Origin of the sequence: Micromonospora sp. NPDC023737, from assembly GCF_040639715.1 — a bacterium.
Taxonomy (GTDB): Bacteria; Actinomycetota; Actinomycetes; order Mycobacteriales; family Micromonosporaceae; genus Micromonospora.
The window spans coordinates 534,539-548,617 of record NZ_JBFAAL010000001.1; the positions used below are offsets into that span (position 1 = coordinate 534,539).

The following is a 14,079-nucleotide window of genomic DNA, read 5'->3' on the forward strand; positions in this document are numbered from 1 at the left end:
AGCCTCGCGGGCCGGCCACGCCGACCGGTCGATGGCACGGTAACCGGGCCGGGCAAAGCCGACCCGGGCCGACACTCCGGCCCTCGATGCCTCCCCGACTCCACCGATCCGACCATATTGCTGTCGGGTCCCCGATCGCCTCACTCCCGTTTTACGCCCTGCCCGCCAAGCTGTTTGTCACCGGCGGCACCAGGCCGGAATCGCACGACACGGACACGGGGAGAGACGAAGATGGCCCTGCAGATGACGGAGCACCAGATGCGCCCGACCGCGGGCACGGACACCGACCCGAGCGCCGAGGTCCTCACCGACCTGGACGCCACCGACGAGCGGGGCGTCTCCACGGACCTCGTCCGGGCATACCTCAACGGCATCGGCCGGACGAAGCTGCTCACCGCGGCGCAGGAGGTCGAGCTCGCCAAGCGCATCGAGGCCGGCCTGTTCGCCGAGGAGAAGCTGGCCACCTGCACCCCGGTCTCCACCGAATTGGGGGCCGACCTGGAGCTGATCGCCGCGGAGGGTCGGGCCGCCAAGGACCATCTGCTCGAGGCGAACCTGCGGCTGGTGGTGAGCATCGCCAAGCGCTACACCGGTCGCGGCATGGCCTTCCTCGACCTCATCCAGGAAGGCAACCTCGGCCTGATCCGCGCCGTCGAAAAGTTCGACTACACCAAGGGCTACAAGTTCTCCACCTACGCCACCTGGTGGATCCGCCAAGCCATCACCCGCGCCATGGCCGACCAGGCCCGCACCATCCGCATCCCGGTGCACATGGTCGAGCAGGTCAACCGGATGGTCCGGGCCCGCCGGGAGTTGTCGGTGACGCTGGGTCGCGAGCCCACCGTCACCGAGGTGGCACGGGCGCTCGACGTCCCCGAGTTCCAGGTCATCGAGCTGATCTCGTACGACCGTGAGCCGGTCAGCCTGGACCAGGCCGTCGGCGAGGACGGCGAGAGCGCGCTCGGCGACTTCGTCGCCGCGGTGGACCCGCGCGAGCAGCCCGGCGACGCTGCGGCCAACGGCGAGCTGCGCAACGAGGTACGGATCGTGCTGGCCACCCTCTCGCAGCGGGAGCAGGCGGTGATCCGGCTGCGGTTCGGTCTGGACGACGGACGGCAGCGCACGCTCGACGAGGTCGGCCGCGAGTTCGGCCTCTCCCGGGAACGGATCCGGCAGATCGAGAAGGTGACGCTGCTGAAGCTACGTGCCCCGGAGCGAGCGCAGCGCCTGGAGGCGTACGCCTGCTGATCAGGGTGCGTGGTCGGAAGGCCCCGGCGGTTCGCCGGGGCCTTCCGCGCGAGATGACCGGGCTTCGTCCACAACCACGCGGCCCCTGGGGTGGTTGATTCACTCGGCCGGGCCTGCTAACAAGGCGTGACCGGCACCACCCACAGCGTGAGGGGACGCAGCGTGAACTGGACCTTGGAAGTCGTGGTGATCCCAGTCTCCGACGTGGACCGGGCCAAGGCGTTCTACGTCGACCAGCTCGGGTTCAACCTCGACCACGACACCACCGCCGGCGGCCTCGGCCGGGTCGTGCAGCTGACCCCGCCGGGCTCCGGCTGCTCGATCGTGATCGGCACGGGCATCGTTCCGGACATGCCACCGGGGTCGCTCAAGGGGCTGCAACTGGTGGTGAACGACCTCGAGCGGGCCCGCGCCGAGCTGGTCGGTCGAGGCGTGCCGGTCAGCGAGATCCAGGTGCTGGGAAAGAGCCCGAGCCCGACCGGGCACCCGCTGGACAATGTCGGCTTCGTCTTCTTCGCCGACCCGGACGGCAACTCGTGGGCCGTTCAGCAGATCTCTACCCGCGGTTGACCCCGCCCGGCGTACCTCGGTCCGATCCCGCCGGCGTGGCCTTCCGGTCGCGCGGCGAACCGCTCTCACAGCCGGCGCGGGCCGGTGTCGGGACGGTCGGCGGCAGCGCCGAGGCGTACGGAGGCGTGCAGCACCGAGAGGCCGTCCGGGCGGGCGAGCACCGGGTTCAACGTGAGGGCGCGTACCCGAGGCTGCTCGTCGGCCAGCCGTCCGACCCGCAACAGCAGCTCCGCCAGGGCGGACCGGTCCACCGGAACGGCTCCCCGGTGACCCCGCAGCAGTGGGGCGGCCCGTGGTTCGTCGACCAGTTCCTCGGCGTCGCGATCGGTCAACGGCACCGCGCGCCACGCCCGGTCACCGAGCAACTCGGTGGCGACACCGCCGATGCCGAAGCCGACCACCGGCCCGAACGCCGGATCCTCCACCAACTCGATCACGCAGGCCACCCCGGGCGGCACCATCGGCTGCACCAGGACGTCAGCGCCGAAGAGCACGGACATCTCGGCGTATGCCCGGCGGACGGTGGCCGCGTCAGGCAGGTCGAGCCGTACGGCGCCCAGGTCGAGGCGATGCCGAAGCCCGTACGCGGCGGCCTTGAGCGCCACCGGGAAGCCGAGCCGGGCCGCCGCGTCGGCCGCCTCGTCCGCCGAACCCGCCGGCACCGAGTCGACCAGTTCGATCCCGTACGCGGTGAGCAGTCCGGCCGTGTCCACACCGTCGGGACGCAGCGCGGCCTGACCGGCCGCCGAGTCGATGCCGGGAAGCTCCGGCAACGTCCCGGGCGGCCGGCGGAGCCAGTCCGCGTACCGGTGCACCCGGGCCAGCGCCCGGATCGCCTCCTCGACACCCGCGTACGTCGGCAACCCGGCCAGGGGCCGGCCGGCCAGGACGGTCACCACGACAGGCTTGGTGGTGTCCAGCGCGGCGGGCAACGCGACCGTGAGGTCGGCCTCCGCGGGCTGACCGGGCAGCGGCGGGGCGAGCATCACCGCGAGCGCGTCCACCCCGTCGTCGGCGGCCGCCGCGGCGAGCACGGCGGCGAACTCGGCGGCGTCGGCGTTCGGCCCGACGTCGCGGGGATGCCCCTCGGCCAGCGTGAGCCCGTGAGCCGCGCAGGCGCTGGCGGCGAGGCTGCCGAGCGCCGAGGAGTTGCCCACCACGGCGACCCGCGGGCCGGCCGGCAGCGGCTGGTTGGCCAGTAGCACCCCGACGTCCAGCAGCTCGGCGACGGTGTCGACCCGGATCACGCCGGACTGGGCGAAGAGGGCGGCCACCGCCACCTCGTCCGGGCCGGCAGAGCTACCCACTCCCGGCGGTCGGGCCGGCGACGCGAGCGCCACCACCGGCTTCTTCCGCCCGATCCGCCTGGCGAGCCGGGCGAACTTGCGGGGATTGCCGAAGGTCTCCAGGTGCAGCATGACCACGTCCGTACCGGGATCGTCCTGCCAGTACTGGAGAAGGTCGTTGCCGGAGACGTCGGCCCGGTTCCCCGCCGAGACGAAGCTGGACAGTCCGAGGCCGCGCCGGTCCGCCTCCGCCAGCAACGCCACCCCGAACGCCCCGGACTGGCTGAAGATCCCGACCCGTCCGGGCGCCGGCAACGCCGGCGCGAGCATGGCGTTGAGGCGTACCGCCGGGTCGGTGTTGGCCACACCGAGGCAGTTCGGACCGATCACCCGCATCCCGGCGGCGTGTGCCGCCCGGACCAGCGTCCGCTGCACGGCGGCGCCCTCCGCCCCGGCCTCGGCGAACCCTGCCGAGATCACCACCAGCCCGTGCACGCCGGCGGCCGCCGCGTCGGCGACCACGGCCGGTGCCGCGTCCGGTGGAACCGCAACCACCGCCAGGTCCAGCGGTACGCCGGCGTCGACCGCGTGCGGATACGCGGGCAGCCCGGCGACGGTCGGGGCGGTCGGATGCACCGGCACGACGTCCCCCGCGAAGCCGCCGTCGCGCAGGTGCCCGAGCACGGCCGCGCCCACCCCCTGCCCGGTGGCGCTGGCACCGTAGACGGCGACCCCGCGTGGGGCCAGCAGGCGGGCTATCGAGCGGGCCTCGGTGCGATGTTCCCGGCCACGTTGCACGGCCAGGGTCGCCTCGGTCGGTGCGATCGGAAAACTCAGGTGCACCACTCCGTCGGCGAACTGCCGCCGCACCTGGTAGCCGAAGTCCGAGAAGACCCTCAGCATCGCGCCGTTGGCCGGCAGCACCTCGGCGACGAAGTGCACGATGCCGACCCGGCGGGCCACGTCGGCCAGATGCTCCAGCAGCACCGAGCCGATCCCCCGGCCCTGATGGGCGTCCTCCACCACGAAGGCCACCTCGGCCTCGGGGGCCTCCGGCCCGAGGCGCTCGTACCGGCCGACGGCGACGATCCGCCCGCCCGCCAGGACCACGATCGCCTCCCGGTCGTGGTGATCGACGTTGACGAAGCGTCGCAGGTCCCGGTCCGGAATCCGGGGGTACGGCGAGAAGTAGCGCAGGTAGCGGGTGCGCTCGGAGAAGCGGCCGTGCATGGCCACGATCTCCGCCGCGTCCTCCGGCCGGATCGGTCGCAGTTGGACGGTGGTGCCGTCGCTGAGCAGCACGTCCACCGGTTGGTCCACGGTCGTCACGGGCCGGCGTCCCGGGTCGCTCAGTCGCGCGGGTCGTACGGGTCGAGCCCGAGCAGCGGGAAGACCGTCTTGCGGGTTGCCGCGATCGCCCGGTCCACCGCGGTCGGCTCGCCGCTGGGCTGCCACGGCTCGTACGACGGGTCGATGTCGTCGGTCATCCGCAGCGGCACCTCGCTGCCGGGACGGCGCGCGGTGGCCAGCTCACGCCAGGCGGGCGGGGTCAGCGTCGCCGGGTCGAGCGGCTCTCCGGTCGCGACCGCCAGCAGGTGGGTCCAGGCCCGGGGTACCGCCTCGACGAGCGCGTACCCGCCCCCGCCGGTGGCCACCCAACGTCCCTCGCACAACTCGTCGGCGAGCGCCCGCAGTGCCAGGTAGGTGGCGCGCTGCCCGTCGACGGAGAGGTTCAGGTCGGCGAGGGGGTCGAGCCGGTGTCCGTCCGCGCCGCACTGGGTGACGAGCATCTGCGGCCGGAAGGCCCGCAGCACCGACGGGACGATCGCGTGGAAGGCACGCTGCCAGCCCGCGTCGCCGGTACCCGGCGGCAACGCCACGTTGACCGCACTCCCCGCGGCGCCCGGTCCACCGGTCTCGTCCGGGAAGCCGGTGCCCGGGAAGAGGGCGAGCGGGGTCTCGTGCAGGCTGACCGTCAGCACCCGCGGATCGTCCCAGAAGACGTGCTGCACCCCGTCGCCGTGGTGTACGTCCACGTCCACGTACGCGATCCGCTCGGCGCCGAGGTCGAGCAGGCGGGCGATGGCCACGGCCGGGTCGTTGTAGACGCAGAAACCCGCGGCCTGGGCCGGCATGGCGTGGTGCAGCCCGCCGGCCACGTTGACCGCCCGGCGCGCCTCGCCCCGCCAGACCGCCTCGGCGGCGGCCACCGTGGCTCCGGCGACCAGGGCGCTCGCCTCGTGCATCCCGTCGAAGATCGGATTGTCCGAGGTGCCCAGCCCGAAGCCCGCGAACAACGGGTCGCCCGGTGCCGCCCGGACCGCCGACAGGTAGCGCCGATCGTGCACCCGGGTCAGGAGCGCGTCGTCGGCCGGCTCCGGCTTGACCAGGCGTACCCGGGGCCGGTCCAGAACGCCGAGCTCCCGGGCGAGCGCCACGGTCAGCTCCACCCGGACCGGATCGAGGGGATGGTCACCCATGTCGTAGGCGAGCAGCGACTCGTCCCACACCACCACCGTGTCGTCGGACATGCGCACATCGTCGCACGTGGACCGGCCGGTCGCGGTGGACGCGCTGGTCACGACCCGGGTGTCACGGTGGTGCCGGTCACCTCCGGTGGATCAACGCGGCGCCGGTCACGACCAACGGCGGTGTGGCGCCGGTCACGCGTCGTCGGCCGCCCCGGACGATTCCCGTGCCGGGATCACGCGCCGGTGGCCACCGGACGGTCCGGGTCCGCGACCCAGTTGCTCCACGACCCGACGTAGAGCGCGGCGTCGGGCCGGCCGGCGAGGTGCATGGCGAGCACCGCCTGGGCGGCGGTCACACCCGACCCGCAGTACGCCCCGACCGCAGTGCTGTCGGAGACCCCGGCGACGGCGAACCGCTCCCGCAGCGCCTCCGCCGCAGGGAACCGGCCGTCCGTGACGTATTCGGAGGCGGGCAGGTTGACGGCGCCCGGCACGTGCCCGGCCACCGGGTCGATCGGCTCGGTCTCCCCCCGGTAGCGGGGCGCGGCCCGCACGTCGATCAGCACGCCGCCGTCCGCGGCCGCCAGCCGGGCGGCCTCCGCCGCGTCGAGCACGGGCAGCGCGCCGGGCCGGACGGACACGTCCCCCGGCTCCGGTTCGGGTACGTCGGCGCTGGTGGGCAGGGCGGCGGCCGTCCAGGCCGGGTAACCGCCGTGCAGCACGCGGACGTGCGCGTGCCCCACCCAGCGCAGCGTCCACCAGGCGCGGGCGGCCGCCATGCCGTCGCCGCCGTCGTACACCACGACGGGGTGGCCGGTCCGGACACCGGCGGCCCGTAGGGCGGCCTGCAACGCCGAAGGATCGGGCAGCGGGTGCCGTCCGGCGGCGCCGGGCGGGCCGCAGAGCTCCGTGTCCAGATCGACGAAGACCGCGCCGGGCAGGTGACCGACGGCGTAGTCGTCGCGGCCGGGCGGCCCGGTCAGCCGCCAGCGGACGTCGAGCAGGGTGGGCGGGTCGGCGGAGTCGAGCTCGGCGGCGAGTCGGTCGGGCTCGACCAGCAGATCGTCGGTACCGGACATGACGACCAGTCAACACCATTCGGTGAACGGCCTCGCGTTTCGGCCTCGGTCGTTACACCTGCGACGCGGTAACATCGATCACCGGAGGGCCGCTGACGTGAAACACGACCTGGTCGACACGAGCGAGGGTGACGTTACCTCCGGGAAGAGGTGGTAGCGATGGCCAAACACGATCTTGTTGACACGACGGAGATGTACCTGCGCACCATCCTCGAGCTCGAGGAGGAAGGGGTGCCGCCGCTGCGCGCCCGGATCGCCGAGCGGCTGAAGCAGAGCGGTCCCACGGTGAGCCAGACGGTCGCGCGAATGGAGCGCGACGGCCTGCTGACGGTCGAGGGTGACCGCCATCTGTCGCTCACCCTGGAGGGCCGCAACGCCGCTGTCTCCGTCATGCGTAAGCACCGGCTCGCCGAGCTGCTGCTGGTGAACGTGATCGGGATGCCCTACGAGGAGGCCCACGAGGAGGCCTGCCGGTGGGAGCACGTGATGAGCGACGCAGTCGAGAAGCGGGTCTACGACCTGCTCAACCGGCCGACCCGCTCGCCGTACGGCAACCCGATCCCCGGCCTCGAAGGACTCGGCTCCCCGGAGCCTGAGGACACCGTCGTCGTCGACGGTGAACGCAATCTCGCCTTCCCCGGTCTCTCCGGGAAGGTCGTCGTCCGGCGGATCTGCGAGAGCGTGCAGACCAACGCCGACGTGCTCCGCCAGCTGCACGCCGCAGGTGTCGACCCGGGCGCGACGGTGACCGTGGCCCAGGAGCGGGACGGCGTGTCCATCGATCGCTCCGGCGACCGGGTCCGGCTCCCCCGCGAGGTCGCCTCCCGGGTGTTCGTCGCCGCCGCCTGAGGCTTCGGGTCCGGTCGCGCCCGGCCGCATTCGGGCGGGCGCTCCGGAATCCGTGTCGCCTGCCTGAGCCTCTGGGTGCGGCCCGACCCGCTCGTGGGCGACCACCGCTGAGCGGATGCCCGGCCGCACGTGGGGTCGAGGCCCCCGCCCGCGTCGGCCGTCGTCACAGGGCGCGGGTGTCGACCTTCTTGGCCAGGGCCGCCAGCTGGACCGCCACCTTCTCCGCAGCCGACTTGGCGGTGCCCTTCGCGGTGGTCCAGCGCAGTACGGCGAGCCTGCCGTCGGCGGAGAGCCAGCCCACCTCGGCGACCGGCCCGTGCCCGTCCGCCGCGCCGAAGGTACGCCGGTAGGCCTGCTTGCCCAGCCCGGAGACCTTGCCGGCTGAATCGGGCACCACGTCGGCGGCGAAGGTGGCCTTGTCCATCGAGGTCTCCGTCGCCGTCAGGGTCAGCTCCGGCAGGGTGGCCTGGCCGCCCCGGACGACGCAGGTGTGGGTGTCGCCGCGCTCGCTCGCCGCGGCCACGTCGAACCGGACCTTCACATACTGCTCGATCACCGCGAAGTCGAGCAGCCGGCAGGCGCCGCCGGAGGAGGCGGCCGCCACGTCGACCGCCATCGGCGCCGGGGGTGGCACCTCCACCGGTTCCCGCTCTGTCGCGCAGCCCGCCGTGGACAGTACGGCCGCGACGACGAGCAGAATCCGGGAACGCACGTGGAACCTCCGCAGTAGTCGGCGGGGTCACCCGCCGGATGTCCGTCGGACACCGTACGAAACGTCCGGGCCGGGCGGAACCCCTCATCCGTCCCGACGTTCCGGCGTCACCTCCGCGTCACCGGCCAGATCGTCGACGTACGGGCAGTGGCGGCAACCGCGGCCGCAACAGGTGCCGCGGCGGGCCAGGAAACCGGCGGTGAGCACGAAGAGACCCGTGTCCGGGTCGAGGTAACCGGCTTCCCCCGCGTCGAGCGCGGCGGCGTGGGCGGCGAGGAGGCGCTCCCGGCCCGGGTGGTCGCGCGGCAGCCGGGACGGGTGCGGCTCGGTCAGCGGGCGCGCGGCCAACGGTCGTCGCTTCCCGGTCACCGCCGCAGTCTAGGCACGGCAGGACCGGTCAGCGGAACCGGGCCAACGCGGCTTCCAGCGCCTCCGTGTCCAAGCCGGCGGCGAGCAGCAGCCGCAACAGCACCCGTGCCTTGTAGGGGTCGAGCAGCCCGCCGTTGAGCAGCCCGCGCCGCTGCAGGTCGGTCTCCGATCCGACCGCCCCGTACGTCTGGCGCAGCACCGATCCGGCGCCGGTACGGGAGGTGAGCAGCACCGGTATCCGCCCGGTCAGCTCCCCGAGCAGCGGCGCCAGCGCGGCGGGCACGTGTCCCACGCCGAAACCGGCGACCACCAGACCATGGTGGGTGTCGGCGACGCCGGTGAGCAGCAGGCCGTCGTCGTCCAGGGTGACCGGGTACAGGGCGACCCGGGTGGCGTCGAGCCGCTCCGGGTCGACCGACGGCAACGGGTCGCGCCGCTGCGGGCGCACCAGCACGCGTACCTCCCCTTCGATCACCTGCCCGATCGGGCCGGCGTTCGGTGAGGCGAAGGTCGCGGTGCTCGTGCTGTGTGTCTTGCGTACCCAGCGGGCCGCGTGCACCTCGTCGTTCACGACCACCAGTACGCCCAGGTCACCGGCCGCCGGTGCGGCGGCGACGCGGATCGCCGCCAGCAGGTTCGCCGGGCCGTCCGGGCCGGCCAGCGTGGGATTGCGCATCGCGCCGGTGAACACCAGTGGGGCGGCGTGCGGCCAGACCAGGTCTGCCAGGAACGCCGACTCCTCCAGCGTGTCGGTGCCCTGGCTGACCACCACACCGGTCGCTCCGGCGGCAACCGCGGTCGAGGCGACGCCGACCACGTCCAGCAACTGCCGGTAGGTGAGACTCGCACTCGGCACCGCCTGCACGTCCCGGACGTCCAGCTGCACCCCGAGGTCGGCGAGGCCCGGCACGGCCGCCGTCAGGTCGGCGCCGGTGAGCCGGGTGACCACGCCGGGTCGCGCCCGGTCGACCCCGCCCATCGCGATCGTGCCGCCGAGGGTGATGAGAGCGATCGACATCCGCTGGACCTCCGTCCGTCGCCGGTGAGCCCACGGACCCTACCCGGGCGATATCGGCTGGCGCAGTCGGCCGCTGCGAGGGCAGGCTGAGCCGACCCCATGATCGTCCACCACCGACGACGCACCCCACAGACAGGCGAATCCTTGAGCCAGCACGTCGCCGACCCGCCGGCGCCCGCGACCGTCCGACCGCCCTCGCTGCTGCGGAGCCGGAACTTCCTGCTGTTGTGGAGCGGACAGACCGTCAGCGAGCTGGGCACCCGGATCGCCGGCGTGGCGGTCCCGCTGCTCGCCGCGGACACCCTGCACGCCAGCGTCTTCCAGGTCTCGCTGCTCACCTTCCTGGCGTGGCTGCCGTACCTGCTCGTCTCGCTACCGGCGGGGATCCTCGCCGACCGGGTGGACCAGCGCCGCCTGATGATCCTCTGCGACCTCGGCCGTGGCGCGCTGATGCTGTCGCTCCCGGGCGTCGCGCTGGTCGGACAACTCACCCTCGGTTACCTGTACGCGGTGGTGGGGCTCTCCGGTGTGCTCACCGTGCTCTTCACCGTCGCGTACAAGAGCATGCTGCCGGGACTGATCCCGGCGGGGCAGCTGGTCGACGCCAACGCCAAGCTCATCATGAGCCAGGACGCGGCCGAGCTGGTCGGGCCGACGGCCAGCGGCGTCCTCATCGGTCTGGTCGGGGCCACCCGGACGTTCCTCAGCAACGGGCTGGCCTTCCTGGTGAGCGCGGTGACCCTGCTGCTGATCCGGCCCGCCCCGCGCACGGCGGAGCAGCGCGAACGGTTGCCGCTGCGGGTGGAGATGACCGACGGGCTGCGGTTCATCCGCAGCCAGCCGATCCTCCTGCGCATCCTGGCCTGCACGACCACCTCGAACTTCTTCGTCATGGCGGCCGGCTCGATCGAGGTGACCTTCATGCTGCGGGAGTTGCACGCCTCGTCGGTACAGGTCGGACTGGTGTTCTCGGTCAGCGCGATCGGCGGCCTCGTCGTCGGCGCGCTCGCCGGGCGGCTGTCGGCCCGGATCGGCTCGGCCCGGGTCATCTGGGTGGCCATGGCCGCCCCCGGCCCGTTCTACCTGCTGATGCCGCTGGCACAGCCGGGCTGGGGGGTACTCCTCTACGGCGCCGGACTGGCCGCGTTCTCCGCCAACGCGGTGCTGTACAACGTCGCGTCGACCACCTACCGGCAGCGGATCACCCCGCCGGCGATCCTCGGCCGGGTCAACGCGGCGTTCCTGTGGATCTGCTTCGGGGTGATCCCGCTCGGCGCGCTGGTCGGCGGGGGGCTCGGCACGGCGCTGGGACTGCGTACGGCGCTCTGGATCTGCGTACTGGGCACGTGGAGCGCATGCCTGTTCGTGGTGTTCTCTCCACTGCGCCGGCTGCGGGACATGCCGGAACCGGCGGTTTCGTCGTAGCCGACGGGCAGACTCGGCAGCGGATGTCCGATCAGGTGGGAGGCGCAGCGATGCGAAGAATTGTGGTGCACATGAGCGTGTCGCTGGACGGCTACTTCGAGGGCCCCGGTGGCGACCTCAGCTGGCACCTGGTCGATGACGAGCTGCACGAGCACTTCAACGCCGAACTCCGCACGATGGGCGCTTTCCTCAACGGGCGGATCGCGTACGAGCTGATGGCCGCGTACTGGCCGACCGCGGACCAGGACCCGGCGAGCCCGCCGGCGGTGCGGGAGTACGCGGGCATCTGGCGCGAGATGCCGAAGATCGTCTACTCGCGCACGCTGGAACGGGCCGACTGGAACGCCACAGTGGTGCGCGAGGTCGATCCCGACGAGGTGCGCCGGCTCAAGGCCGAACCGGGCGGTGACCTCGCGCTCGGCGGCGCGGACCTGATGGTCACGTTCATGCGGCACGGCCTGGTCGACGAGTGGCGGACCTACGTCCACCCGGTGCTGCTGGGCCGGGGTCGCCCGCTCTTCCCGGCCGGGGTCGGGCCCACCGACCTGCGGCTGGTCGAGAACCGCGTCTTCGGCAACGGGGTAGTCCTGCTGCGCCACCGGCGCTGAGCACCGGGTCGCAGGCGCACTCGTCGTCGCGTCAGCCGAACCAGACCATCGACTGGCCGTGCCCGCGGGTCCAGGCCAGCGGCCTGCCGTCCAGGGCGAGCACGTTGTGCAATGCCTGCCCCGGCTGCTCCGGGAGCCCGTCGTACGCCAGCACGTCTGGGGCCTCATTGGAGATCCAGTGCCCGGGCAGCTCGCGTACCAGGTCGACGAAGGCGTCCCGCCGAGGCTGCGGCACCTGGTAGAGCACCGAGGTGTGGAACACCACGAGCGTCGCGCCGGCCGGTGCCTGCGCGGCCAGCGCCGGCAGGTCGTCCACCAGGTCACCGCGTAGCAGCAGGGGCGGCTCGGCGGCGGCGACGGCAGCGGCGGCCCGCAACCGCTCCCGGCGGTGGGCGTGCTCCGGCCAGATGAGAGCGTCCAGCCACGCCACGTCTTCGGTGTCGGTCACGTCGAGCGGATTCGAATCCAGGCCGGCCCGCCACACCACCTCGGGCAGCCGGGTCGGCGGCACCAGACCATCGGCCGTGCACTCCAGGACCGGTTCGCCCGTGCCGAGCCGCTGGTGGCCGTAGCGGTACGCGTACCGGTCCGGGTAGAGGCACAGCCCGGCGGACGCGCCGACCTCCAGCAACGCGAGCGGCTGCGGCAGCGCGGCGAGCACCGGCAGCAGCACGGCGCAGCGGCCGGCCTCGTTCGTCTGGGTGGCCCGGACCCGCATCTCCGCCTCCACCGCCGGCCAGTGCGTCACCGCGAAGTCGTGGAACGCCGCCGGGTCCTCGACCGGGCCGCCGAGCAGTCGTACGACGCCGAAGAGCAGGTTCGGCTGCCGCTTCGCCGGCGGGAGCGTGCCGAGCAGGGCGAGCAAGTCGTCATCACGGGAGACCGCGAGCGCCAACCGTTCGTACGCGGGTGACAGCCCGCGAAACTCCCGGACGGCTAAGTCGACGTAGTCGACGGCGATGGACATGCCCCGATCGTCGCAGCGGCACCGCCGGGCGGGAACCTGCCGGACGTGACGGAGGGCGCAGTGAGTCGAACGGCACACCCCTGCCCGTGGGAACGACGTGGGGAACCGCCACGGGCAACTCGTAGAGTCTGCGACGGCCGGGGAGCCGGAGCGGAGGCTCAGCCCCGGCCGTGGCGCGCAGTGGGGAGGACTGAACGTGCGGGGTGAGGGTGTCCGGGTACTGATCGTCGGAGGCGGTGTCGCCGGGCTGGCGACGGTTGCCGCACTGCGCGAGTGGGGCGCGACGATCGATCTGGTCGAACGGGCCGAGGCTTCCGCCACCTCCGGCACCGGCATCTACCTGACCGGCAACGCGACCCGGACCCTCGACGTGCTGGGGCTGTGGGAGCCGGTCGCCGACGTGGCCGTGGAGATCAGGCGACAGCGCAGCGCGAACCAGCGTGGCCGGCGGCTCTTCGACATCGACGTGGCCGCCCTGTGGCACGGCGTCGGGCCCTGCGTCTCGCTTCCCCGGGCCGAACTGCACCGGGCGCTGCTCGCCGGCATCGGGAACTTTCCGATCCGGTGGGGCCGCCAACCGGTCGCGCTCAACCAGGAGGGTGACCGGGTGGCCGTCGAATTCGACGGCGGGACCGCGGAGTCGTACGACCTGGTGATCGGCGCGGACGGGGTGAACTCGACGGTCCGGCGGCTCGCCTTCGATGGCCAGGTGGCCCGGCCCCTCGGCCAGTACGCGTACCGCTGGATCGCCCCGCGGATCGACGCCGAGCCGGTCTGGTCCGTACTGTTGGGGCGCGGCATCCAGTTCCTCACGATCCCCGTCTCCGACGAGCTGACGTACTGCTACTACAACGACGGCCCGGTCGCCGACCGGCCGGGCTGGCGCGACGAACTGCGGGCGACGTTCGCCGGGCCGGTCGCCACCATGCTCGACGCGCTCGACGCGGACGCCAGCACCCTGCACGCCGGCCCGAACCAGGAGGTCGTGCTCGACTCGTGGACGCGCGGCCCGGTGCTGCTGGTCGGCGACGCCGCCCACGCCACCTCTCCGAACATGGCGCAGGGCGGCGCGATGGCTCTCGAGGATGCCGTGGTGCTGGCCGACTCGCTCGCGACCGCCGGCAGCATCGCCGAGGCGCTGCGCGGGTACGAGGCACGCCGCCGCCCGCGTACGGACTGGGTGGTCGGTCAGACTCACCGCCGGGACAAGGCGAGCGGGTTGCCACCCGTACTGCGTGACACGGTGATGCGCCACCTCGGCGAGAAGATGTTCCGGTCCAACTACGGACCCCTGTTCGCCCAGCCCTGACCACGACGTCAGCGGCCCACCCGCCGATCATCCACTCGGCTTCCTTCAACTCGGGTGATCCTGCCGGTGGCGGAGTCGGCGACGGCGACGGTCAGGAAGTCGAATTGACCAGTGAATACGGCGCTGCCCCGACCCCCTGACGGGATCGGGGCAGCGCCGCGGGTGTCG

The 14,079-nt window shown here is 72.9% G+C and carries 13 protein-coding genes; 6 read left to right on the forward strand and 7 right to left on the reverse strand.

All coding sequences use genetic code 11. The annotated features are described in order from the left end of the window. Window positions 1-243: 243 nt before the first annotated feature. Together sigB and AB0F98_RS02395 are read left to right on the forward strand one after the other, a co-directional pair. Complete coding sequence (sigB, locus tag AB0F98_RS02390) at window positions 244-1,248, forward strand: RNA polymerase sigma factor SigB (RefSeq protein WP_357729014.1); 1,005 nt, start codon at window positions 244-246, stop codon at window positions 1,246-1,248. Between the two features lie 162 nt (window positions 1,249-1,410). Next, on the forward strand, window positions 1,411-1,818 hold the full coding sequence (locus AB0F98_RS02395; protein WP_357727409.1) for a VOC family protein: 408 nt from the start codon (window positions 1,411-1,413) through the stop codon (window positions 1,816-1,818). 65 nt (window positions 1,819-1,883) lie between these two features. Here AB0F98_RS02395 and AB0F98_RS02400 read toward each other — a convergent pair whose 3' ends face one another. From AB0F98_RS02400 to AB0F98_RS02410, 3 genes are all read right to left on the reverse strand, one after another. Continuing rightward, entirely contained in the window at window positions 1,884-4,433 is a 2,550-nt protein-coding gene (locus AB0F98_RS02400) for a GNAT family N-acetyltransferase (protein ID WP_357727412.1), read from the reverse strand. A gap of 20 nt (window positions 4,434-4,453) precedes the next feature. After that, the gene (locus AB0F98_RS02405; protein WP_357727416.1) at window positions 4,454-5,635 is read right to left on the reverse strand and encodes an acetoin utilization protein AcuC; all 1,182 of its coding nucleotides are present in this window, start codon (window positions 5,633-5,635) and stop codon (window positions 4,454-4,456) included. Window positions 5,636-5,808: 173 nt separating this feature from the next. After that, on the reverse strand, window positions 5,809-6,654 hold the full coding sequence (locus AB0F98_RS02410) for a sulfurtransferase (RefSeq protein ID WP_357727419.1): 846 nt from the start codon (window positions 6,652-6,654) through the stop codon (window positions 5,809-5,811). Between the two features lie 150 nt (window positions 6,655-6,804). Between AB0F98_RS02410 and AB0F98_RS02415 the strand changes: the two genes are divergently transcribed. Continuing rightward, window positions 6,805-7,503: a metal-dependent transcriptional regulator gene (locus AB0F98_RS02415; RefSeq protein WP_357727421.1), complete on the forward strand. Its 699-nt coding sequence runs from the start codon at window positions 6,805-6,807 to the stop codon at window positions 7,501-7,503. Window positions 7,504-7,666: 163 nt separating this feature from the next. Here the strand turns inward: AB0F98_RS02415 and AB0F98_RS02420 are convergent, their stop codons facing one another. The 3 genes from AB0F98_RS02420 to AB0F98_RS02430 all read right to left on the reverse strand — a co-directional run bounded on the left by AB0F98_RS02420 (window position 7,667) and on the right by AB0F98_RS02430 (window position 9,602). Then, window positions 7,667-8,215, reverse strand: coding sequence for a hypothetical protein (locus tag AB0F98_RS02420; RefSeq protein ID WP_357727424.1), 549 nt, complete (start codon window positions 8,213-8,215; stop codon window positions 7,667-7,669). Between the two features lie 84 nt (window positions 8,216-8,299). Further along, a complete protein-coding gene (locus tag AB0F98_RS02425; RefSeq protein WP_357727427.1) occupies window positions 8,300-8,584 on the reverse strand; it encodes a DUF5522 domain-containing protein in 285 nt (94 codons plus the stop codon). A 28-nt stretch (window positions 8,585-8,612) separates the two neighbouring features. After that, window positions 8,613-9,602, reverse strand: coding sequence for an asparaginase (locus AB0F98_RS02430; RefSeq protein WP_357727430.1), 990 nt, complete (start codon window positions 9,600-9,602; stop codon window positions 8,613-8,615). A gap of 144 nt (window positions 9,603-9,746) precedes the next feature. Here AB0F98_RS02430 and AB0F98_RS02435 point away from each other — a divergent pair, with 144 nt between their 5' ends. Together AB0F98_RS02435 and AB0F98_RS02440 are read left to right on the forward strand one after the other, a co-directional pair. Next, on the forward strand, window positions 9,747-11,027 hold the full coding sequence (locus AB0F98_RS02435; RefSeq protein WP_357727433.1) for an MFS transporter: 1,281 nt from the start codon (window positions 9,747-9,749) through the stop codon (window positions 11,025-11,027). A gap of 50 nt (window positions 11,028-11,077) precedes the next feature. After that, entirely contained in the window at window positions 11,078-11,635 is a 558-nt protein-coding gene (locus AB0F98_RS02440; protein ID WP_357727436.1) for a dihydrofolate reductase family protein, read from the forward strand. Between the two features lie 31 nt (window positions 11,636-11,666). Here the strand turns inward: AB0F98_RS02440 and AB0F98_RS02445 are convergent, their stop codons facing one another. Continuing rightward, on the reverse strand, window positions 11,667-12,602 hold the full coding sequence (locus AB0F98_RS02445) for a DUF2332 domain-containing protein (RefSeq protein WP_357727439.1): 936 nt from the start codon (window positions 12,600-12,602) through the stop codon (window positions 11,667-11,669). A 196-nt stretch (window positions 12,603-12,798) separates the two neighbouring features. Here AB0F98_RS02445 and AB0F98_RS02450 point away from each other — a divergent pair, with 196 nt between their 5' ends. Further along, window positions 12,799-13,911: an FAD-dependent monooxygenase gene (locus AB0F98_RS02450; protein ID WP_357727442.1), complete on the forward strand. Its 1,113-nt coding sequence runs from the start codon at window positions 12,799-12,801 to the stop codon at window positions 13,909-13,911. The last annotated feature ends 168 nt before the right edge of the window (window positions 13,912-14,079 follow it).

Bases quoted from the DNA above. Each gene is read 5' to 3' on its own strand.
- AB0F98_RS02445 (WP_357727439.1), bottom strand. From the start codon at position 12,602: ATGTCCATCGCCGTCGACTACGTCGACTTAGCCGTCCGGGAGTTTCGC.
- AB0F98_RS02430 (WP_357727430.1), bottom strand. From the start codon at position 9,602: ATGTCGATCGCTCTCATCACCCTCGGCGGCACGATCGCGATGGGCGGG.
- AB0F98_RS02410 (WP_357727419.1), bottom strand. From the start codon at position 6,654: ATGTCCGGTACCGACGATCTGCTGGTCGAGCCCGACCGACTCGCCGCC.
- sigB (WP_357729014.1), top strand. From the start codon at position 244: ATGACGGAGCACCAGATGCGCCCGACCGCGGGCACGGACACCGACCCG.
- AB0F98_RS02405 (WP_357727416.1), bottom strand. From the start codon at position 5,635: ATGTCCGACGACACGGTGGTGGTGTGGGACGAGTCGCTGCTCGCCTAC.
- AB0F98_RS02440 (WP_357727436.1), top strand. From the start codon at position 11,078: ATGCGAAGAATTGTGGTGCACATGAGCGTGTCGCTGGACGGCTACTTC.